Origin of the sequence: Streptomyces sp. NBC_01689 (assembly GCF_036250675.1) — a bacterium.
GTDB lineage: Bacteria > Actinomycetota > Actinomycetes > Streptomycetales > Streptomycetaceae > Streptomyces.
This window is the reverse complement of record NZ_CP109592.1, coordinates 8,353,565-8,377,121: the sequence shown is the minus strand read 5'-3', so window position 1 is coordinate 8,377,121 and position 23,557 is coordinate 8,353,565. Positions and strand designations below refer to the sequence as shown.

Annotated in this window: 7 protein-coding genes; 3 read left to right on the top strand and 4 right to left on the bottom strand. The window is 73.7% G+C overall.

Translation table 11 applies throughout. The features are described from left to right. Positions 1-377: 377 nt before the first annotated feature. The 3 genes from OG776_RS35965 (at position 378) to OG776_RS35955 (ending at position 3,798) form a co-directional block, all read left to right on the top strand. Positions 378-1,340: an ABC transporter substrate-binding protein gene (locus tag OG776_RS35965; protein ID WP_148012811.1), complete on the top strand. Its 963-nt coding sequence runs from the start codon at positions 378-380 to the stop codon at positions 1,338-1,340. A 99-nt stretch (positions 1,341-1,439) separates the two neighbouring features. Then, on the top strand, positions 1,440-3,032 hold the full coding sequence (locus OG776_RS35960) for an aromatic amino acid ammonia-lyase (RefSeq protein ID WP_148012812.1): 1,593 nt from the start codon (positions 1,440-1,442) through the stop codon (positions 3,030-3,032). Positions 3,033-3,312: 280 nt separating this feature from the next. Beyond that, positions 3,313-3,798 carry a DUF6924 domain-containing protein gene (locus OG776_RS35955; protein WP_148012813.1) on the top strand — a complete coding sequence of 162 codons (486 nt, stop codon included), beginning with the start codon at positions 3,313-3,315 and terminating at the stop codon, positions 3,796-3,798. Between the two features lie 40 nt (positions 3,799-3,838). Here the strand turns inward: OG776_RS35955 and OG776_RS35950 are convergent, their stop codons facing one another. The 4 genes from OG776_RS35950 to OG776_RS35935 form a co-directional block, all read right to left on the bottom strand. After that, the gene (locus OG776_RS35950) at positions 3,839-4,630 is read right to left on the bottom strand and encodes an alpha/beta fold hydrolase (protein ID WP_148012814.1); all 792 of its coding nucleotides are present in this window, start codon (positions 4,628-4,630) and stop codon (positions 3,839-3,841) included. A gap of 61 nt (positions 4,631-4,691) precedes the next feature. Continuing rightward, positions 4,692-5,828 carry an alpha/beta hydrolase gene (locus OG776_RS35945; RefSeq protein ID WP_148012815.1) on the bottom strand — a complete coding sequence of 379 codons (1,137 nt, stop codon included), beginning with the start codon at positions 5,826-5,828 and terminating at the stop codon, positions 4,692-4,694. Continuing rightward, complete coding sequence (locus tag OG776_RS35940) at positions 5,825-8,251, bottom strand: thioester reductase domain-containing protein (RefSeq protein ID WP_329323175.1); 2,427 nt, start codon at positions 8,249-8,251, stop codon at positions 5,825-5,827. Before OG776_RS35940 ends, OG776_RS35945 begins: the two co-directional genes overlap by 4 nt. Before the next feature lie 372 nt (positions 8,252-8,623). Next, positions 8,624-23,344, bottom strand: coding sequence for an SDR family NAD(P)-dependent oxidoreductase (locus OG776_RS35935; RefSeq protein WP_329323174.1), 14,721 nt, complete (start codon positions 23,342-23,344; stop codon positions 8,624-8,626). Between the last annotated feature and the right edge of the window lie 213 nt (positions 23,345-23,557).

The window sequence follows — 23,557 nt, the reverse complement described above, 5'->3', positions numbered from 1 at the left end:
CTATTCGGGGAGCCGTGGTCTGCGGCCCCCGGGCGGCTTTCCTGTGCGCGGGCACCAAACCTCCTTGACTTCATTCCCAATTGGAAGCCCGCAGCCCGGGCTGCGTGAACGGGTCGTGTCAGCACGCTCGGGCCGAGCAAGTGGAACCATGTCCCCCGACTCGGCCAACATTAGCGGTTGCCGCAAGAGTACGGCCATGATCAACCAAAAAGTGACACGGCGATACGTCTGATTCGCCGCCGTTTCGATCGAGTTGCGCACACGCGGTGAAGCCGCCTGGTCTCCATCGGTGATCTATTCGTGTCTTGACGGTGCGTTACCGCGCTCGATTGGATCGACTACACGCCACGCCTTCCGACCCCCATGCACAAGTCTGGATGACCAACGTGACCCACGCCAGAAGCACCCGAACGACCGCAACGTATGCTGTTTCCCTGCTGGTTGTGGCCGCGGCCGCCCTCACGGGCTGCGGTTCCTCCGACAAGAGCTCCGACGGCAAGGACCCGCTGAAGGGTGACACCGCCAAGGGCGGTACGGTGGTGGTCGGCTCCAACAACTTCCCCGAGAGCATCCTGATCGCCGACATCTACGGCGAGGCCCTGAAGGCCAAGGGCATCAAGGTCAGTTACAAGCTCAACATCGGCAGCCGCGAGACGACCTACGGTCTGATCAAGAACGGCACGATCACCGTGCTGCCCGAATACAACGGCGCCCTGCTGGCCTACCTGGACGCCAAGGCGGCTCCGACGACCGTCGAGGAGACCTCGAAGGCCATCACCGCCGGTCTCGACGCCAAGCTGACGCTCCTGGAGCCCTCCGAGGCCCAGGACAAGGACGCGGTCGCGGTGAACGAGGCCACGGCCAAGAAGTACAGCCTCACCGAGAAGTCGACCATCGCCGACCTCGCCGACGCGGCGAAGGACATGGTCATCGGCGGTTCCCCGGAGTTCCAGACCCGTAAGCAGGGACTGGTCGGCCTGAAGACCGAATACGGCCTGAATTTCAAGTCGTTCAAGGCCCTGGACGCGGGTGGCCCGCTGACCGTCGCCGCGCTCAAGGGCAACAACATCCAGGCGGCGGACATCTTCTCGACCGACCCCGGAATCAGCAAGAACAAGTTCGTCGTTCTCCAGGACTCGAAGAATCTCTTCGGTTTCGAGAACGTCACTCCGCTCGCCTACAAGAGCGGGCTCACCTCCGAGGGCGTCGCCGCACTCAACGCCGTGTCCGCGAAGCTCGACACGGACGCCCTGGTCGACCTCAACGCCCAGGTGCAGAACGACAACAAGGACCCGCTGGACGTCGCCAAGCAGTGGCTGTCGTCCGCCGGACTGTCCTGACGGACGCGTGCCGGCCGGAGCGGTGATCCGCTCCGGCCCGCCGTCCGGCACCTCGGGTGGGGGGAGCCCGGGGTCCTGTCGTCGAGGAGAACCTCCGTCATGCTCGAGCGCACCGCCGGGACATCCCCCGCCGATCCGCGCGCCGGCGTCGCGCCGTTGACCGACGCGCCCGGCGCCGTCGCACTCGACGGCCGGGGCCTGGATTCGCGCACGGTGACCCGGATCGCCGACGGCGTCCCGCCCGGCACCGTGCCCCCGGCCGCACTGGAGCGGATGGCGCGTGCGCACCGGGCCGCCCGGGCACTGACGGCGGAGGGCACCCGGGCCTACGGACGCACCACCGGCGTGGGAGCGCACCGCGGTGTCGCCGTCGAGGAGCACGACGGCGACGGTCACGACCTCCGACTGCTGCTCAGCCACGCGGGCGGCATCGGGGAACGGCTGCCGGTGCGACAGGTACGCGCGATGATGGCGGTGCGCGCCAACCAACTGCTCGCCGGCGGCTCGGGGTTGCGCCCCGCGGTCGCCACGACGCTGCTGGACGCCCTGCGGACCGGCGTGCATCCACCGGTCAGCGAGTACGGGTCGGTGGGCACCGGGGATCTGACCGCGCTGGCCGAACTCGGACTGGCGCTGTTCGGACACGGCCCGTGGGAGCACGACCGGGCGGAGTCCGGGCAGCCGCTCCCCGAGCCGCTGCGGATCGAACGCGGCGACGCGCTGCCCCTGTTGAGCAGCAACGCCCTCACCCTGGGCCAGTCCGCGCTGGCCTGTCACGACCTCGGCGCCCTGTTGCGCGCCGCCCATGTGGTGGCGGCCCTGTCCCTGTGCGCGATCGACGCGTCCCTGGAGGCGTACGCGCCCGAGGTCCACCTCGCGCACCCGCATCCGCCCACGCAGCGGGCCGCCGCGCGCGTTCGCCGGCTCCTCGGCACCGCGCGGACGCCCTGGCCGCCGTCCCCGCGCGTCCAGGACCCGTTCGGCTTCCGCTGCTTCCCCCAGGCCCACGGTCCGGCGTCGGAGGCGTGGAGCACCCTGGAGGGGGTGCTCGCCGTCGACCTCAACTCCGCGGTGGAGAATCCCCTGATCGGCTGGGACGCGGCCGGGGTCGCCCCGGTCGCCCACCACCACGGCGGATTCTTCGCCGGCCCGCTCGCGCTGGCGCTCGACGGGGTCTGTCTCGCCGTCCTGGGCACGGCCCGGCTCTCCGCCGCCCGGCTCTCCGGGCTCGGCCGTCCCGAACTGACGGGACTGCGCTCCTACTTGGCCGACGAGGCATCGGCGGGCTCGGGAATGATGATCCTCGAATACGGCGCGGCGGCCGCGGTCGCCGAGGTCCAGACGTGTGCCACGCCGGCCGCACTCGGGCACGTGGTGCTCTCCCAGGGGACGGAGGAGGCGGCGAGCTTCGCCACCCAGGCGGCCCGCAAGACGCTCCGGCTCACCGACGCGTACCGGCTGGTCCTGGGCTGCGAACTGGTGGCCGCCGTACGGGCCCTGCGCCAGCGCGGCACGGTTCCCGACCCGCTGACCGTCGCGGGACGCGCCTACGCCCGGGCCGCCGCGGTGCTGAGTCCGGCGATGCAGGACCGCTCCCTGACGAGCGACGTGGCGAGCGCCGGGACGCTGCTGGCGGAGTTCGCGGTGCTGGAGGAGCTCACCGACGACGCGCCGCCCGCCACACTGCCGTAGGAGCCCCCGGACGGTGTCGTGCCGTGCCGCATCCCGTGACCTCCCGCCCGGCGGGTGGCGAGGCTCCGGTTCCGGTGCCGGTGCCGGTTCGGGTTTCCTGACGCCGTCGCTGGCCGCAGGCATCGGCGGGTGCCGAAGCTCCGGCGGACGTCACGGCCCCGACTGCCCGGTGCGGCGCCGTCCGCGTCGTACCGTCGACCGGACGCCTCACCTCAGCCACCTCAGCCACCTCAGCCACCTCAGCCACCTCAGCCACCTCAGCCACCGAGGAGAACGTTCCATGAACGCGTTGCCCGCCGTCGTCGGCCGGGACGAATTCGATGCGCTGGTCGTCAGGACGGACTATCACGACGACGTGTCCTGGCGGGCCGTGACGACGGCCCTGGCGGAGCCGTGGGCGCCCGGAGAAGACGGGCAGTACACGGCGGGCCTCCACCTCGTCGACGATCCGGCCTGGGCGGAGGCCGGCGTCGACGACGTGGTCGCCGCGGTCCGCGCCGACGAGAACCTGCCGGTCGTCTTCCTCGCCGACGGGACCACCATGCGGGCCGCGCACCACGCCCTGCTCGCCGTCACCACCCTGACGAGGGAGGAGTGCGAGGACGACGAGGACCACCGGCGGCTCGTCGAGTACGGACGCGCCTTTCGCACCGTCCCCGCCGGCGTCCACGACATCCACGCGAATCTGAGCATCGGCAATCTCGGTTTCGAGGAGTACGCCGCGATGGCGCACGACGAACCCGAGGGGGTCTACCGGGTCCCCTGAGCCGCCGCCCGTCCACGACGGCGGGCAGGGGTCGGGCGGTTCACGGTCGCGCGGCGGCCCGGTCGGTCAGGAACCCGTCGAGCGCGGCGGTGAGTTCCGCCGGCTTCTCCACCGGCAGTTCGTGGCCCGCGTCCAGGATCCGCACCACCGCGTCCGGGTAGGCCTTGGCCATCCGGAGCATCTGCGCGACGGGCAGCTGGATGTCGTAGTAGCCGTGGACGAGGAGGGTGGGGGTGCGGATCTCACCGAGCCGGTCGAGGACGTCGAAGGCCCGCATGGCGCCGTACAGCGTCATGACGACTTCACGCGGGGTGTCCGCCGAGCTGCGCACGTACTCCCTGATCTCCTCGCGCGGATGGCCCGGCGCGAAGGCACGCTGGATGTTGGTGGCGACGAACAGCTTGAACGGCACCAGGGTCGACGCCGCCATGAGCAGGCCCCGCCCCCGGCTGTAGGTCATCCTGCTGATCGAGCTGACCAGGACCATGCGTTCGACCCGCTCGGGGTGGCCGAGGGCGATGGTCTGGGCGATCATCCCGCCCATGGAGTGACCGACCAGCACGAACCGCTCGATCTTCAGATGGTCGAGGACGGCGAGGACGTCCGTCGCCAGCTCCGCGATGGTCCGGACGCCCGACCCCCCGCTCTCCCCGTGCCCGCGCAGATCCAGCCGGACCACCCGTCTCTTCTCGGCGAAGTGCGCCATCTGGTGGTCCCAGCGCCGCCGGTCGGCCGTCCACCCGTGGAGGAAGACCAGGGGAACGCCGTCGCCGTCGCGGGGGCCCTCGTCGTCGTACGTCAGCGCGGCGCCGTCGACATCGAGCTGCGGCATGGGGCCTCCTGGGTGCGGTCCGGTTACTGACCGGTACGGTATCCGGCCGCACGGGCCGCCGTCACCGTTGTTCGCCGAGGAATTCGAGGATGTGCCCGAACACGTCCAGTGCGGCGCCCCGGCCCAGGAAGGTGTCCAGATGCCCGTAGCCGGGGATCTCGGTGTACGAGACGTCCAGTTGGGGCTCGCGGTGTGCCAGCACCTCGTGGCAGAGCCGCTGCGAGTCCAGCCAGAGTCCGTTCTCGCTGCCGGAGAGCAGCAGGACCGCGGTGTCGATGCGGGCCGCCGCGTCCAGGGCGTTGGGCGGCAGCGCCCGGTACCGGTGGTCGGTGTCGTGCCAGCGGACGACGGTGCGCGCCAGCTCGATGCGGCGCAAGTGCGGCAGGATCCACAGGGGCGCGGGACCCAGGAGTTCGGCGAGCCGGTCGTGGGTGGCGTCCGACAGGTTCTCGTGCACGAAGAGCGAGGCTCCCGACCCCCAGGCCGAGTTGTGGAGGATCTGGCAGGTCGGGTCCGGGCAGGCCGCGCCGCGCGAGGCGAGCGCGAACAGGGGTGTGTACCGCGACCGCAGGCCCACCTTCCGGAAGTCGACGGGGATGTGGTCGACGCGGTTGCGCAGCAGTTCGCCCGCCACCGTCATGCGCAGCGAGGTGCGCCCCGCGAGCTTCGGGGTCAGGAACACCCCCTGGGAGACGACGCCGGCGAGTCCGGGCACCAGCCCCGCCGCCATGCTCAGCGACAGAGTGAGGGAGCCCACGCAGTGCGCGACCACGAACAGCGGCCGCCCGCCGATGCGTTCACGAATCCGGGAGACGGCTTCGGGAACGTCGTACAGGGCGACGTCGTCGTAGGTGTACCGGCCGCCGGTCTCGTTGTACGGAAAGCGGCGGCTGCCGCGCCAGTCGAGCAGCCAGGGCTCGTAGCCGTCGTCGAGGAGGACGTCGACGAGGTTGCGGGTCTCGGGGAGCAGGAACATGTCGGCGGACGCGGTGTGCCCGTGCAGGAGCAGCACGGCGGGCCGGTCGCGTTCGCCGCTGTCGACGCGGGTGAGCGCGAGGCGTACACCGTCCGAGGTGGTGAAGGGGATCTCCTCGACCCGCGCCGGGTCGAGGCGGTGGCGGAGGGGGTGCGGAACCCGCGCCGTCCGGAGGGCGCGGGCCGGCTGCCGGGTGCGGGAGGCGGCGGTTCTGCGGATCATCGGTGGCGCTCCGAGGGGGTCGGGGTGCGGCGGAGGTCGAGGAGGTCGGCGGCGGCCCTGGCGAACGGCCCGGCGAGTCCGCGGCCCATCTCCAGGCCGAACCAGGCGAGCCAGGTCAGCTTGGCGGCCCGCTGCTCCCGGGCGGTCAGCCGTGGATCGACCTCGATGCCGTCGATCTGGTCGCGCACATAACTGTCCGCGGGAACGACCAACTCGCCTGTGAGAAGAGCGGGTTCACCCTCCGGGCCGATCTCGACGCGCAGGGCGCGGGTCTGCCGCCACACGTCACGGCGGGCGCGTGCGTGCTTGTGGCCCTCCAGCCACCAGCGGCCTCCGTCCGTGTCACGCAACAGCAGCCGGTAGCGCAGGAGTCGGTGGTCGTCACCGTGCCGGCGCGGAATGCCCTCCTCGGGGCGGACCCAGACGTCGCCGCGCACCACGGTCAGCGGTTCGGGATGGACGGCACCGCACACCAGCTCGCCACGGACGTCCACCCGCCGCTCCCTGACGAGTTGGTGCATGCTCGCGATGGAGAGGGTCAGCGCCGTCGAGCAGGGACGGGACGGTTCGGCGGGCGCCCCGACCGGTACCACGGAGCCCTCGGTCGTCTCGGAGAACCACAGATAGGGCTGGTCGTCCCTGTGGGGCAGCCTGGCCAGGCCGTCCTCCGCGAGACGCTCGAACGTCCTCAGCTGTGCACGGGAGTCGTAACGGGCCGGAGGCCGCAGGCCGAGAGCCTCGACGAGCGCGGCGGTGCGCTCACCGGTGGCCGCCGGTCCCGTCAGCGTGGCCTCGCACAGCCTGAGGGCCGTGGGGCTGCGCAACACCCGGGTCAGGAAACCGAGTTCCGGAACCGGATCGGCGTCGAGGCGGGACAGGACGTCGGCGCGCCACTCGTCCCAGTCCTGTACGCGCACGTGCAGGCCGCCGAACGCCATGTCCCGCACGACATCGTCCAGGGTGTTGGGCACCCCGGTCAGGTGGTAGTCGTGGCCCCAGGCCTCCGGTTCGCAGACGACGGCGGCGGCGACCCGGCTCACCCAGTCCACCGGCGCCGAGTTCAGGTGGCGGAAGGCGGGTACGGTGCGGAAGCGGCCGAAGGCCGAGAGGAGACCGCTGCTGAGGTCCTGCGGGTTGTAGGCACCGGTCCTCGTGTGACCGCCGATGCCGCCGGGACGCAGCGCGGTGACGACCAGCCCGTGGTCGCGCGCCCGGCGCAGCGCGACCTCGGCGGCCCATTTCGTCTGGTCGTATCCCGCCACGAGGCGGTCCACATGGGCGAGGGGGTCGTCCTCTCCCATCGCGGTGATGCCGACCTCGTTGAAGACCGCGATCGAGGAGATGTGGTGCAGCGGCTTCGGCCGGCCGGACGCGGCGAGTTCGGCCAGGGTGAGAGCGCCGAGGACGTTGCTCTGCCGCAGCGACCGGTAGCCGCGCAGGAAGTCCACCGCCGCCGCCACTCCGACCACGCTGTCCAGCTCGTGGGCGAGCGTGTTCCAGAGCTCCTCCGACAGGCCGAGGCGCGGGTGCCTGATGTCGCCGGGCAGCACCGTGACGCGGCGGCGGATCTCCGACGACCAGGGCAGCCGGTGGTTCTTCAGCGCCGCGCCGAGGCGGGCCGAGGCCGCCTCCTCGTCGGCGGCCCGGACGAGGCAGTACACCCGGGCCTCGCTGTGTCGGAGCAGGTCGAGGAGCAGATGGCCGCCGAGGAAGCCGGTGGCGCCGGTGAGCAGGATCCGGCGGGGCGGCAGCGGCTCGGGCGATCCGGTCCAGGGCAGCCGGTCGGCGAGCGCGAGGTCGGCCAGGATCTGGTCCAGGTCCTCGGACCGGGCCGTGGGGGACGAGGATGGTGAGGAGGACAGGGCGGATGGTCCCGGGGCGGGTGGGGAGGCCGGGAAAGGCACGAGGGGCGCCGTGTCCCCGGCGGCGGTCCGGGAGACGGTCGTCGTGCCGGTCCGTGCGGCCCGGGGTGCTGTCCCGGGTGGCGCGGGGCGGGCGCCCTGGACCGGTGGTGTGGAGCTGGGCGCCGCGGTCCCCGTGGTGCACGCCGTCCCCACAGTCCGCAGCCAGCGCTCGGCGAGGCTCCGCGGCCGGGCGTCGGCGAAGACCTCGTCGAGGTCCAGCTCCATGCCCAGGGTCTCCTCCAGCGCCGCGACGAGTTCCACGGCTCCGACGGAAGTGCCCCCGGCGTCGAAGAAGTCGCTGTCCGGCGACAGCAGTCCTCCGGGGACGAGGGGGCCGGCCGCCTCGGCGATCGCGGAGGCCAGACCGTCCACGTCGGGGGTCGCGGCGGCGGGCACGGAGTCGGCCTGCTCGTCGGCGTCGTACCCGGTGCCATACGCGGCGTCGCGCGCGGTGCCCTGTGCGGTGTCGCGTGTGATGCCGTGCTCGGCGGCGGCATCCGTACCGGTGTCCGCACCCATGCCCGCGCCCACGCCCGTACTCGCACCTGTATCTATACCCGCACCATCACCGGCACCGGCACCGGACCACGCGGCCCCCGGCTCGACGTCCGTCTCCCCGCGGCGCGGAACCTCACTCGCGTCCGGTTCGCCGCTCGAAGGCGCACCGGACGCAGGGGGAACGGAGGCCAGCCCCGCCCTGGACAGCAGGGCCGCCACGCTCAGCCCACCGTCACCGCGCTCGATCGCCTCACCCGCCGCTCGCTGTCCGGCGGACGCCGGCGTGCCCTCGTTCACTTCACGCATATGAGCCCTTCACCCCTGTCATGTCCCTTTCCGTACGGCTGTCATGGACCGGGCCACGCGCGGTGGCCGTCATGCTCCCGCTCCCGCTCACCGTCGCCGCCAGGAGCGGAAGGCCCGCAGCTGGTCCGGCGTGACCACGCTCTCCAGGCGCTCGTCGTCCTGGTCGCCGCCGCAAAGCGCGGCCAGCAGACGCCGGGCCGGAACATTGCGCGCGGTGCGCTCCGCCGTCAGCCGGACCTTCGCGCAGCCGAGTCGGTCCGCGCGGTCGGCCAGCCACCGCAGCATCCGTTCCTCGACTCCCCTGCCGAGCGCGCGGCAGCTCATCGTCCAGGCGAGGACGTCCAGTCGGCCGCCTTCCGCGCGCAGGGCGAACAGGCCGATCTGTCCGTAGTCGCCGAACCGGTCACGGGCGGCGGCCGTCCACACCTCCCCGTGTGCGCGCCAGCGCGCCAGGTCCCCGCCGTCGGCGGACCGGGGATGGAGGACGAACTGGTTGGTGCGACGCACGAGTTGACCGGCGCGCTCCACGTCGTCGGCCGAGAGGGCCCGGATGTCGACGTGGAGCTCCAGACCGGCGAGGAACTCCTCGAACCCGGCTTGTTCACGAGCCGCGTCCCGTTCGCGTTCCTGCGCGTGGAACCGTGCCCGCAGTCCGTCCTCGGCCGTCGCGGCCGGTGGGACCAACGGCCACAACCGGTGCAGGAACTGGTCGAGTTCGGCGGTCGGCGGACAGGTCACTGACAGCACCTGCGGCAGCGCCGAGCGCATCGCCGCGATCTCGACCGGGTTGTCGTCCAGGTAGAGGAAGCTGTCGAGTCCCAGGCCGAGCGCCCGTGCCGCCGAGGCGAGGCGGTCCGGCTTCGGCCCCCAGGTGGCGGAGAACGCGCTGAAGTGCTCGGGCTTCAACAGGCTGTCCGGGCGATCCAGGACGGCTCGTACCGTGCCCTCGTCGTTGTTGCTGACCAGCGCCAACAGCACGCCCGAAGCCCGCCATTCCAACAGTCTGCGTGCGAGGAGGGCGCGCGGTCCCGTCAGGTCCACCGCGTCCGGGCCGGCCTCCCCGGCCACCCCGCCCCACAAGGTCTGGTCGCCGTCCACCGCGATGACCTTCGGCGCGGTGCTCCGCACCGCTCGTACGATCTCGGCCACCCGCAGGGCCACCGCGGCCTGGAAGGGCGGGGTGAAGGGGAGGTGGGCCAGCCGATCGGTCCGCTCGTCGAAGCGTTCCCCCACGGTGTGGTGGCGCGTCCAGTCGTCCGGACGGAGCACCGCGATGCCGGGCACGCCGCCGAGTTCGGCGGCGAGGTCGTCCTCCCAGCGCGTGAAACGGTCCTTCTGGTGCGCGGTGGGCAGGAAGCCCACGACCAGCGGCTTGCGGGTCCCTCCGGTGAGGGCCCTGAGCGCATCGAGGTACGCGGTGCGCAGCTCGGCGAGCGTCGCGTCGCTCACCGGGCCGAACCGTTCCAGGTCCACGGCCCGGAGCAGCACCACACCCACCACCGAGGCGGGGTCGGCGAAGACGCCGGACGGGTCGCGCAGCGCGGCGAGCACCTGGTGGTACGGGGCTTCGGCGACCGCCGCGCCCACGTCACGCACCCGGCCGGACGTGTGGTCCCGTGTCACGTCCGCTGTCCCGTCCGAGGTCACCTCCGGCGTCCCGTCCTCACCCGTCTCCTCCTCGACGGCCGCCGCGCAGAGCAGCGGCAGATGGCCGAGCGCGAAGGTGGCCGCGAGAACGATCGGTCGGCGCGGACGCTCAACGGGACTGCCGGTGGATGGGGTTGATGCTGACGCCTCGTCGTCGACTGCCGCCGAGACGGTCCTCCCGGGCGCCGTGCCGACCGCCGTCGTCGGGTCGTCCGCCGCGTCCGCGAGCAGGCGCAGGAAGCGGTGTACCAGGTCCGTCGAGGTGGCCGCGTCCAGGATGTCGAGGTTGTGGTCGAGGCGGACGCGACCCGCGTCCGGGGTCATGGTGATCATGAGGTCGAGGTCTGAGTAACCCGTCCCGGCGGGGAGCACCTCCAGCCGTTCGAGGCTGCGGGCGGCGGACCGCACATAGTTGAAGTACACCTCCACCAAAGGTGCGTTCACCCGGTGCAGTCCCTGTCCCGCGAGCGTGGGCAGGACGTCCGAGAACATGGCTCCCTTGGTGAGGACCCGGTCCAGGCGGTCGTCCGTGCGGCGCAGCACGTCCTCGATCCGCTCGCCCGCCCCGGCCTGCGCCGGGAACGGGACGGGTACCCCGAAGAAGCCCACCGCGTCGAAGGCGTCGGCGTGGATCCGGGTGTCGACGGGTACGGCGAGCACGAAACGCTCCCGTTCCCGCACCCTGGCCAGCAGCACCGTCAGGGTGCCGAGACAGAAGGCGGCGGGCGTCACGGCGAGCCGGCTCGCGGTCGCGGCGACCCGTTCCATGAGCCCGTCCGGTATCTCCACGGTCACGCTCCCGGCCCGGTACGAGCGGGTCGCCGGGCGGGGCCGGGCGAGGGTCAGGTCGAGACGAGCTGCGCTGTGGAAGGCCTCGCGCCACTCCACCGCATCCTCCGCCCGGGCGTCGCCGGGGCGCTGCGCCTCGGCCAGCAGGTCGAGGTCCCGGTTGGTGACCTCGGCGCCGAGCGGGGTGCCGGACAGTTCGGTGTCGATCTCCCCCGCGACGAGCAACAGCGACTGCAGGTCGCTCACCGCGTGGTGCGCACCGAACAGGAGGTATCGATCGACCGCACCCTCAGCCCCGTTCCCGTTCCCGTTCCCGTTCTCGTTCTCGTTCTCGTCGGCCTCGGCGCCCGCGGCCCCAGCACCCCCGTCCCCGTCCCCGTCCAGCAGCTCGAAGCGCCACAGCGGTCCCTCCGCCAGGTCGAACGGTGGCTCCAGCAGCCGCCGCAGCCGGTCGGCGACGTCGACTCCGGCGTCGTCGCTCACGTCCGTGCGGCGCAGGAGCGGCGTGGCCGGCTCCCGGTCCACGCGCATCCGCCGGGCCTGTCCGCCGCCGCCCGGGAACGCCGTGCGCAGGGCGGCGTGCCGAGCGGCGAGCCGGGTGAGGATCGCGGCCAGGGCCTCGCGCGTGGTCGGCGTGGTGAGCCGTACGGCCAGCCCGACGGCGTGCGCCGCGTCCGGCATGTCCGGCCGGGCGCCGCGCAGCAGCCGCACCATGTCGCGGGTGGCGGGCCGCAGTTCGCTCTCGGGCACCTCCGGTACGGGCTCGGGCCGCCGCTTCTCCTCCCGCGCCCCGGCTCCCCGTTCGGGCAGGACCTCGCCCAGGGCTCGGGCCAGGCCCCGGATGTCGGACGCCGAGAACACCGTGGCGGCGGGGAGTTCGGCGCCGAGTTCGCGCGCGAAGGCGTTGCGCAGCCGGACCAGCATCAGGGAGTCCAGACCGAGCTCCTTGAGGGCCGTGGTCGCGGACATCTCGGCCGCACCGCCGGAGACCTCGGTGACCTTGACCCGCACATACGCTTCGAGCCGAGCGGACCGGTCCGGTTCCGATGTCGCCGCGAACACCCGTGTGACCAGATCTTCCGTGTCCGCGGAGGCCGCGGGGGCGGTGATCAGGTCACCCAGGATGGGGCGGGTGCGGGCCGCGTCCGGGTCGAGCGCCAGGGCGTCCGGGTCCAGGGCGAGGGGCGCGAGCTGGCGGCGTGAGGTGGTGAGCACCCGCTCGAAGAGATCGCCGCCCTCCTGCGGGGAGAAGGCGAGCAGCCCGGAGCGTCCGGTCTCGGCGGCCCGGTTTCCGGGCCCGGCGGCCATGCCCACTGTGGCCCAGGCCCCCCAGTCCAGGCTCAGCGCCCGGCGGCCGGTGCGGGACAGGTGGTGCGCCCAGGCGTCGAGGAAGGCGTTCGCCGCCGCGTACGGGCTCTGACCTGCCGAGCCGAGCAGGCCCGCGGCCGACGCGAAGAGGACGAACCTCGTCGCCTCCGGGACGAGTTCGGTGAGCAGGGCGGTGCCCAGGACCTTGGGGGCGAGCACACTCAGCACACGGTCGTCGGTCAGGGTGGCCAAGGTGGCGTCGTCGAGGACTCCGGCCGTGTGGACGACCCCGGCGATCGGCCCGGCCGCCCGCCGTACGGTGTCCAGCGCGGCCGTGAGCCTGTCACGGTCGGCGACGTCCGCGCGGGCGAGACACACGGTGACTCCGCGCGCTTCGAGCCCCTCGATCCAGGTCCGGGCGTCCGCGTCGGGTCCACCCCGGCCCAACAGGGCGAGCCGACGGGCGCCTTGCCGGACGAGCCGCTCGGCGACCACTCGGCCGAGTCCGCCGAGACCGCCCGTGATCAGGTACGCGCCGTCCGCGGTGATCCCGTCCCGACCACCGCCGTCCTCGGGGTGCGTGCGGGCCAGCCTCGGCACCAGACGGCCCGACTCCCGCAGCGCGAGGAGGCGTTCGTCGTCCGCGTGCCGCAGTTGCGTCCACAGGGAGTCCTCGCCATCCTCGGCCGGAAGGTCGATCAGGGTGGTCGACAGTTCCGGGTACTCCTGGGCCACCGTGAGGCCGAAGCCCCAGGCGAGGGCCTGCTGAGGGTGCGTCACCCGGGCGCTGCCGTCGGCGGCCTGACTGCCTCGCGTGACGACGAAAAGCCGTGGGTTGCGGCCGCGCGCACGGCCGGTGAGCGCCCGCACGAGGTGCAGGGTCGTGAGGCAGCACCTGCGGGCGGCCTCCTCCGCGGTGCGGGTGTCCTCGATCGGAGGCGCGTCGAGCGCGGACAGCTGCACCACCTGTGCGGGGGGTCCGTCGGGGAACGCCTCGTCGAGCAGCCGGGCCGTCTGCTCCGGGTCGGCCGGGTCGAGGACGTAGCGCCCTGGGCCCTCGGTGCCGAACGCCTTGCCCGGACGGGCGATCACGTGCGGTGTCGAGGTGGCGGCCAGCCGGTCCGCGAGCGCGCTCCCCACTCCGGTCCCGTCCGTCAGCACGAGCCAGCCGTCCTGGTGGGCGGGCTCCCGTGCGTCCGGACGCGGCTGCCAGCGGGTCTCGTAGAGCGAGCCGTCCGCCCGGGTGAGCGCGGTCAGGGCGAACTCCTCGATCTCCACGATCAGTTGCTCTCGTTCGTCCCAGATCCGCAGGTCCAGTCGCGCGGTGTCGCCCGCCACGGAGCGCAGTCGGCAGGTGGTCCACGCGGGGGTGCCGCGCAGGCCCGTGAAGCGCAGCCGGCCGAGACCGGCGGGGACGAAGGCGCGGCCCTCGGGGGCGTGGGCGGGCAGAGCGGCGGTGTGGAAGGCGGCGTCGAACACCGCGGGGTGCACGAGATGGCCGTCGGCGGACCGCCCGGCCAGTCGCCCCACCGCTTCGGAGTCCGTGCGGTATCCCTTCTCCAGGCCCCGGAAGACCGGCCCGTAGTCGATGCCGAGGGCGGCCAGTCCCGCGTAGACGGCCCGCAGGTCGGCCTCCTCGCCGCACCGCTCGCGCAGCGCTTCGGGCTCGTCGGCGGCGTCGGGCGCAGCAGCGTCGGGCGTGGAGGGGGCGGCGCCGGTCAGCACGCGTCCGGTGACGTGCCTCTCCCATCGGGCCCCCCGTTCACCGGCGGGAGCCGAGGAGAGGGTGAAGTCCCGCGAGCCGTCCTTCGCAGGTTGCAGGACCAGTTGCACCCGTACGGGCCGCTCCGCGACGAGCACCAGGGGCCGTTCGAACCTGACGTCGGCGAGCCGCACCTCAGCGACGCCCGATGTCCCACCGCCGTCCGGTGCCGTACCGCCGTCCGATGCCCCGTCGCCGTCCCGCGCCTGACTTCCGGTCCGCAGCGCCGACGCGGCCTCCAGGACCAGGGCGAGGAACGCGGCGCCGGGCAGCCAGACCTCGCCGGTGACCCGATGGTCGCCGAGATAGGCGAAGCGGCTGTCGCTCAGGTCGATCTCGCTCTGGAAGAGGTGCCGGTCGGGGGTGTCACTGGCCTCGACATGGGTGCCGAGCAGGGGTGAGCCACCGGAACCCGTCGCGGGCGCCGCGGGCGCGAGCCAGTGACGCTCGCGGCTGAAGGCGTACGTGGGCAGGTCGGCCCGGCGCCCGCGCGGGAACAGCGCCGGCCAGTCGGGCGTGTATCCGGCCTCGTACAACTCACCGAGCCTGGACAGAAGTTGGTCCTGCCCGTCGCGCTGCCTGCTGAGCGAGCCGACGGCCACCGCGTCGATCCCCGCCTCGGCCGCCACCGCCTCGACGGCGGCGGTGAGGGACGGATGCGGGCTCAGTTCGACGAACCAGCGGTAGCCGTCGTCGAGCATCCGCCGGATCGTGTCGGCGAAGCGGACCGGGCGGCCGAGGTTCGCGTACCAGTGGTCGGCGTCCAGGCGGTCACCGGGCACGGGTTCGGCCAGCACCGTCGAGTAGAGCGGGACGGGTGCGGGGGTGCCCCTGACGCCGGCGAGCCGGTCGAACAGGTCCCCGCGGACCGGGTCCATCAGGGGGGTGTGGGAGGCGAACGGGGTCGACAGGTTCCGTACGGGGACACCCCGTGCGTCGAGTTCTCCGCGCAGCCCGTCCAGCGCGTCGGTGTCGCCGGACACGGCCGTCGAGCGGGGGCTGTTGACGGCCGCGACGAACAGCCGTCCGCGGTACGGCGCGAGCAGGTCCTCGACCTCCGCGGGCGGCAGCTCCAGGGACAGCATGCCGCCCTGTCCGACCAGCGGGGCGACCGCGCCGGCCCGCCCGGTCACCACGGCCGCGGCGTCGTCCAGGGTCAGGGCGCCCGCCGTGTACGCGGCGGCGATCTCGCCGAGACTGTGCCCGACCACCGCGTCCGGCCGCACGCCGAGGGCCCGCCAGGCCGCGGCCAGTGCGGCGTTCAGCGCGAACAGCACCGGCTGCAGGAACTCCGTCCGGTCCAGCGGGGCGAACTCCTCGGGCGCGCGCAGCACGTTGAGGACCGACCAGCCGACACGGCGGCGCACCGCTTCGTCGATCCGGGACAGCTCCTCGTGGAACGCCGTCGAACGGTCCGCCAACTCCACACCCATGCCCGGCCATTGACCGCCGTGCCCGGCGAGGACGAAGGCGACCTTGCCCGTCCGTCCCTCGTGGGAGCGGGACGCCGGGGTCCGTCCGCTCGCCAGCGCGTCGAGCCGGGCGCGCAGGTCGTCGCGGTCGCCCGCCACGATCGCCGCCCGCCGTTCGAAGTGGCCGCGGTGGCGCGCCAGGGTGCGCGCGACGTCCGGCAGGGCCACGCCCCGCGCGAGATACCGGGACAACTGTCCGGCCTGCCCGCGCAGGGCGCGCTCATCACGCCCGGAGAGCACGAACAGCCGCTTCCCGGAACCCGTTTCGGGCTCCGCACAGGTTCCGGCCTCCGGAATCGGCTCGGCCCGCGGTGCCTCCTCGACGACCAGATGCGCGTTGGTGCCGCTGATCCCGAAGGCACTCACGCCTGCTCGCCGGACACGTTCCGCCGTGGAAGGCCAGGGTGTCGCCTCCCGCAGGAGCCGCAACCCGCCGCCTTCCCAGTCGACATGGCGACTGGGCGTGTCGGCGTGCAGGGTGCGCGGCAACGTGTGGTGGCGCAGCGACTGGACGACCTTGATCAGCCCGAGCACGCCCGAAGCGGCCTGCGCGTGACCGATGTGGGATTTGAGGGAGCCGAGGTGCAGGGGGCGGCCCTGCGGGCGGGAGGCGCCGAAGACCTCCGCCAGGGCGTTCGCCTCGATCGGGTCGCCCAGTCCGGTGCCGGTCCCGTGCGCCTCCACGTGGTCGATGTCGGCGGGTTCCAGCCCGGACAGCTCCAGCGCCCGCCGTACCACCTGCTCCTGGGCGGGGCCGTTGGGAGCGGACAGTCCCTGGCTGCGGCCGTCCTGGTTGACCGCGGTACCGCGCAGCACGGCCAGCACCTCGTCGCCGTCGCGGCGCGCGTCGCCGAGCCGTTTCAGTACGACCATGCCGGCGCCCTCGGCCCAGACGGCTCCGTCGGCGTCGTCGGAGAAGGAGCGGCAGCGGCCGGTCGGGGACAGCCCGCGCAGACGGCTGAACTCGACGAAGGTCCCCGGTGTCACCATCAGGGTCACGCCGCCGGCGAGCGCGAGGTCGCACTCGTCCGCGCGCAGTGCCTGGGCCGCCAGGTGCAGCGCCACCAGCGAGGAGGAACAGGCCGTGTCCACGGTCAGCGCCGGACCGTGCAGGCCCAGCGTGTACGCGAGCCGTCCGGAGGCCACGCTCAGCGCCGAACCGGTACCGACGTATCCGTCCAGTTGGTCGAGCCGGGAGCCCGCGAGATAGCCGCTGCCGAACATGCCGACGTAGACACCGGTGGGGCTGCCCGCCAGGTCGGCGGGGACGATCCCGGCGCGTTCCAGGGCTTCCCACGCCGTTTCCAGCAGCAGCCGCTGCTGCGGGTCCATGGCGGCGGCCTCCTTCGGGGTGATGCCGAAGAATCCCGCGTCGAAAGAGTCCAGGTCGTCGAGGAACCCGCCCTCACGGGCGTACGACTTGCCCAGGGCCTCCGGGTCGGGGTCGTAGAGCGCCGTCACGTCCCAGCGGGACCGGGGGAACGGGCCGACCGCGTCCCGGCCCTCGGCGACGAGGTCCCACAGGCCCTCGGGGTCGTGCACACCGCCGGGCAGTCGGCAGGCCATGCCCACCAGGGCCAGCGGCTCATCGGTCGCGGGCGCGGTGCCGGGGGCGGATCTCGGGCGGGGTACGGACCGCGGGGCGTGCGGGCCGGCCGCGGTGAGCGCGGTGGTCAGCAGGTGCGTGGTGAGCCGGGCCGCGGTGGGGTGGTCGAAGAGCAGGGTGGCGGGAAGTCCGGCGCCGATCCGGGTACCGATGCGGTTGCGCAGCTCGACGGCCGTGACCGAGTCCATGCCGAGTTCGCGCAGCGGACGGTCGGGACCGACGGACTCCGCCGAGCGCAGCCCCAGTGCACCGGCGGCCTCCTCGCGGACCAGGGCCAGGACACGTGCGGCGCGTTCGGGTTCCGGCAGCCGGGCCAGCCGCTCCGCCATACTCTCGCCTCCGCCGTGCCGATCGCCGCGCGAAGGGGGCGGAGGAGGCAGCAGTGAGCGCCACAGCGCCGTCGAACGGTCCTCCGCGGCCGCTGTGTTCTTCCGCAGCCGGGGCAGGTCCAGGGACCAGGCGACGAGGTGCGGCGTGCCCCTGTGCAGGGCGAGTTCGACGAGACCGCGACCCTGGTCCGGGGTGAGTGCACGGTGGCCGGCGCGGGCCATCCGGTCCAGGTCGGCGTGTTCGGCGGCGAGTCCCTCGCCCGCCCAGGCGCCGAAGGAGACCGAGACACCGGGCAGGCCCAGGGCGGTCCGGTGGTGGGCGAGTTGGTCGAGGAAGGCGTTGGCCGCCGCGTAGTTGGACTGGCCCGCGCTGCCGACGACTCCGGCGGCCGAGGACACCAGCAGGAACAGGCCGAGGGGCAGACCCGCGGTGAGCCGGTGCAGATGCGCGGCTCCGTCCACCTTGGGGCGCAGCACCCGCGCCAGCCGTTCGGGGGTCAGTTCGGCGATCACGCCGTCGGCCAGGACCCCGGCACAGTGGACGACCCCGCGCAGGGGCGACTCCGGTGTCACACCCGCGAGGACGGCGCTCAGGGCCTCGGGGTCCGCGACGTCGCAGGCGGCGATCCCGACCTCGGCGCCGAGCGCCGTCAGTTCGGCGGCGACCTCCTCGGCGCGCGGGTCGTCCGTTCCTCGACGGGACGTCAGAAGCAGGCGTGGGACACCCTGTTCGGCGAGGAGCCGGGCGAGGTGCCGGCCGACCGCTCCGAGGCCGCCGGTGATCAGCACCGTGCCGTCCGCGGGGGCCTGTCCGGGCCGCCCGGTCAGGTCGAGGACAAGGGGTTCGCCGGTCGCGCTCCGCCGTCGCAGTGCCTCGCGGGCGCCGGTGACCGGCAGGGCCCGGGGGCGGCCGGGACGGCCCGGGCCGGCCAGGGCCGTGCGCAGGGCCTCGGCCGGTTCCCCCGCTCCGCCGGGGGCACCGGCCGTGAGGGCCAGGGCCGCGGCGGTGGTGAACGGCACGTCGTCGGGGACCACCGCGAGACCGCGTGCGTCGACGACCGCCTCGGAGCCGGGCGGTGTCTCGGCGCGCGCGCAGACCCGCAGGCCGGGAGCCGGGTTCCCGGTGCCGGAGGGGGCCTCGGCGACCGCGGCCTCGGTGACGGGCGCAGTCTCGATGACGGGGGCAACCTCCGTGATCACACCGGCGCACGCGGTACCGGAGCGTCCGCCGCCCGGGGCGGGTAGCGCGAGGGCGTGGACCTGGATCCTGACCTGGCCGGGGGCGAGGGTGTGGGGCTCGGTCGTGGCCAGGGCGGGGTCCGTGGGGAGCCCGGTCAGTTCGTACCGGTCACCGGCCGGGACCGGCAGGGTGTCGGCCGGGCGGGCGCGTCCGAGCCGGGGGACGAGCAGGACGCCGTCCCGCAGGGCGAGTTCAGGCTCGCCCACGTGTGCGACGGCCGCCGTGAGGATGTCGCCGAAGGGAAGGACGCCGGTAGGGCCGGTGCCGTCCAGGTCCAGCAAGGTCGGTGCGAGATGCGGGTGTTCGGCCCGGGCGCCGCGGGCCATGCCCCACAGCACGGACTGTGCCAGGCCGGGCACGGTGTCCCCGGCACCGGTCGCGAGCGCGCCGCGGGTGACCCACACGGTCCGGGCGGGCTGCCGGTCGTCCGCGAGCGTCACGAGGTCCCGCAGCTCGGCCAGTGCGAGGGCCGCCAACTCGTGTGCCGTGGACGCCGGTTCACTGCCGGCCGTCGGACGCGGCCAGAACCGTACGACGATGTCGGCGTCCGTCTCCCGCACCTGGCGGCCCGCCGCCTCCAGACCGCGTACGGCGGCCGTGACGTCGGGGTCCGAGCGGTCGCCGTGCACGGCCCACACCGCGTCCGGCGCCTCGGCGGGTTCCTCGGGCGCGGCCGTCCACGCCACTTCGTAGAGGTGACGGCCGTTCTCCGAGGCGCCGTTCAGATCCGCCGGGTGGACGGCCCGCAGCCGTACGTCCTCCAGCCGGCCCGCCGGGGCGCCGTCCGCGTCCCACAGCGTCACGTCGAGGGTGAGGTCCGTTCCGGCGCCGCCGGTCCTGCGGACCACCGCCGTGAGGTCACCGGTGCCGCCGGGCGGCAGGACGCAGCGGCCGACCGCGACGGGCAGCAGCACCGGGCCGTCGGACGCACCGCCCGTGTCCAGCGCGGCGGCCACCTGCAGGGCCGCGTCCAGCAGCGTCGGATGGACGGGGTAGGGGTCGCTCCTCCCGCGTGCCGCGGGCGGCAGGGCGAGCCTGGCCAGCAGCTCGCCCTCGACGGCGGTCGTGACCACCGACCGGACGCCCCGGAAGGCCGGGCCGTAGCCGAGGCCGAGGGCGCTCAGTCGCTCGTACGTGCCGGCGCTCCAGACGGATTCGGCGGTCCGGGGCCACACCGGCGCCCGGTCCGTCGCGGCCGGCACGGGCGGGGCGGCCGACGCGGTCGCGTGCAGGGTCCAGCCCGGGTCCTGCCGGTCGCGCGGTCGGCTGTGCACGGTGATCTCGGGTGCCGAGCCCGCGGTGGCCACCTCGACGGACACCTCGACGGTCCCCTTCTCCGGCAGGACGAGCGGCGCGAGCAGAAGCAGGCCGGTGACGTCGCAGGGAGTGTCCGGGCGGGCCACGGCGAGGGCGGCGCGGCACACCTCCAGCAAGGTGGTGCCCGACACCACTGTCCGGCCGAACACCCTGTGGTCGGACAGCCAGTCGGCGGTGGCCGGGGACCACTCGTCGCGGAAGGTCCAGCGGGTCTCGTCCACGGACTGCAGCTGCACGCCGAGCAGCGGGTGCGCGGCGCGGTCGAGGAGTCCGGACGGTCCGGCCGCGGGCTCCGGTCCGGTCCAGTAGGACCGCGGGTCCCAGGCGTACGTGGGGAGTTCCACGGCCGACCCGGGGAGTTCCGCCGTGCCCGCGTCGGGCACCAGCCGCCGCCAGTCGACCGGCCGTCCGTGCGCGTGGAGTTCGGCGGCGGCGCGGTCCAGACAGGCCGGTCCGTCCTCGTCCCGGCGCAGCGATCCGACGGCGACCAGTCCCTCGGCGCCCGTGTCCTCACCGACGGTGAGCAGGGCGGTGACCAGCGCCGGGTGGGGACTGAGCTCGACGAAGGAGCGGTAGCCGTCGGCCATCATGCGCTCGGCGGTGGACGCGAAGCGCACGGGCTCGCGCAGGTTCGTGTACCAGTAGCCGGCTTCGAGCTCGTCCGTGACCGGTTCACCGGTGACCGTGGAGTACCAGGTGACGGGGGTCGAGCAGGTGGTGATGCCGTCGAGTTCGTCGAGGATGGTCGTGCGCAACGGCTCGACCCGGGCGCTGTGCGAGGCGTAGTCGACGTCGAGACGCCGGACGAACACCTGCTGTCGGTCGAGGTCGGCGAGCAGGGACGCCAGCGGTTCCGGATCACCCGAGAGCACCGTCGAACGGCCGCTGTTCACGGCGGCGACGCAGACCCGGCCGCCCAGTCCGGCGAGGTGTGTCTCCACCTCGGTGTGCGGCAGGGCGACGACGGCCATGGCGCCCGTGCCGGACACGGCGGTCAGCGCCTGGGAGCGCAGGGCGACCACCGCCGCCGCGTCGTTGAGGCTGAGCGCACCGGCCACACAGGCGGCGGCGACCTCGCCCTGGCTGTGTCCCATCACCGCGTCCGGTCGTACCCCACGGGCCCGCCACACCGCGGCCAGGGAGACCATCACGGCGAACAGCACCGGCTGGAGGACGTCCACCCGGTCAGGTGACGGGGTGCCCTCGTCGCCGCGCAGGACCGCCGTCACCGACCAGCCGGTGAACGGGCGCAGGGCGGCGTCGCACCGGTCGAATTCGTCGGCGAACACCGTTGACACGTCCAGCAGTTCGCGAGCCATGCCGGGCCACTGGGCGCCCTGGCCGGGGAAGACGAACGCCAGTCTGCCCGGCGGTGCCGACTGCCGTGGGCCCACGACGAGTTCGGCGTCGGGCTGTCCGTCGGCGAGTGTGCGCAGGGCGGCGAGCAGTTCGTCGCGGTCGGCCGCCCGGACGACGGCGCGGTGCTCGAAGTGCGTGCGGTGGTGGGCCAAGGCCGCGGCCACGGCGGGCAGCGCCGTGTCCGGCCGTGCGGTGAGCGCGTCGAGCAGACGGGTGGCCTGTCCCCGGAGGGCCGGGAGAGTGCGGGCGGACAGCGGGAAGAGCACCGCGGCCCGTGCGGTGCCGGGCTCCTCGGCGTCCTGGCGGCGGGCGGGAGCGGCGGTCGTGACCGCGGCCGGCCGGGGCTCGTCCCGGGGCGCCTCCTCCAGGATCACGTGCGCGTTGGTGCCGCTGATCCCGAACGCGCTCACGCCGGCCCTCCGTACCCGGTCGCCGTGTCGCGGCCAGGCCTCGGCGCGGCTGTGCACCCGCAGGCCGGCGGTGGCCCAGTCGACGTGCTCGGTGGGGATCTCGGCGTGCAGGGACGCGGGGAGCAGTTCGTGGCCGAGGGACAGGACGGTCTTGATGACGCCGGCGATGCCCGCCGCGGCCTGGGTGTGGCCGAGGTTGGACTTCAGGGAGCCCACGCGCAGGGGGCGGTCCGCCGGGCGTCCCGGCCCGAACACGGAGGCGAGGGCCCGGCCTTCGACGGGGTCGCCGAGCCGGGTGCCGGTGCCGTGCGCCTCCACGTGGTCCAGGTCCTCCGGCCGGAGTCCCGCGTCGTCCAGCGCGGCCCGCAACACCCGTTCCTGGGCGAGGCCGTTGGGAGCGCTCAGGCCCTGGCTCCGGCCGTCCTGGTTGACCGCCGAGCCCTTGACGACCGCGAGGACCCGGTCGCCGTCCCGGTGCGCGTCCGCGAGCCGCTTGAGCAGCACCAGTCCACAGCCCTCCGCCCACACCACGCCGTCCGCCGCGGTGGAGAACGGACTGCATCTGCCGGTCGGTGACAGTCCGCGGAGCCTGCTGAACTCGACGTGCCCGCGCGGCGTCACGAGGAGCGTGGCGCCGCCCGCGAGCGCGAGGTCGCACTCGCCGCTCGCCAGCGCCCGTGCGGCCAGGTGCAGGGCGACGAGGGAGGAGGAACACGCGGTGTCGACGGTGACGGCCGGGCCCTGCAGACCGAGGGTGTACGCGATCCGCCCGGACGCCACGCTGGACGCCGAGCCGGTGCCCACGTGCCCGTCCAGCTGGTCCAGGCCGGCCGAGGCGAGGTAGCCGCTGTCGTACAGACCCACGTAGACGCCCGTGGCACTGCCGTTCAGTGACTCCGGGACGATCCCGGCGCGCTCGAACGCCTCCCAGCCGGTTTGCAGCAGCAGCCGCTGCTGCGGGTCCATGGCGGCGGCCTCGCGTGCCGAGATCCCGAAGAAGGGCGCGTCGAAGCGGTCGATGCCGGTCAGGAAACCGCCGCGCAGGGAGTACGCCTTGCCCTCGGCCTCCGGGTCCGGATCCAGGAGCGCGTGGGTGTCCCACCGGCCGTCGGGCACCTCACCGACGACGTCCTCGCCCTCGGCCAGCAGCCGCCACAGGCCCTCGGGATCGTCGGCGCCACCGGGGAAGCGGCAGGCCATGGAGATGATCGCCATGTCGTCGTCCGCGCGTACGGGGGTGCCGGGCCGGGGTGTCGCGGAGGCCGGGGCCGGACCGGCCGCCGGGTCGGGCCCCTCGCCGAGGACGGTCTCGGCGATCGCCGCGATCGTGGGGTGGTTGAAGACGAGCGAGGGCTCCAGGGGCGTGCCGAGCCACGCGGACAGGTTCGCCGCCAGCGTCACCAACTGCCGTGATCCGAGGCCGAACTCCGCGATCGGGCGCTCCGGTGCGACAGCGGACGGCGCGAGCCCGGCCGCGGCGGCGACGGCCGACGTCAGCCAGGCCCGTACGTCCTCGGAGGTCGTCGCGGGTGTCTCGGGGAAGTGCTTCGGGGACTCGTTCGCAGGCATCTCGGCAGGTGTCCTCGTGAACTCGGTCTCAGATGGGATGCCGTACGGCCGCCGCGCCACGCAGCGGGGTACGGCGGATGCCGCCGGACGGCAGACGGCAGACGGCAGACGGCAGACGGCAGACGGCGAACTCGGGTAGCGCGCGGCGGGTCTCGGCGGATCTCAGCGGGTCTCGGTGGGTTTCAGGGCGTACGGGTGAGGAGCGGCGCCACG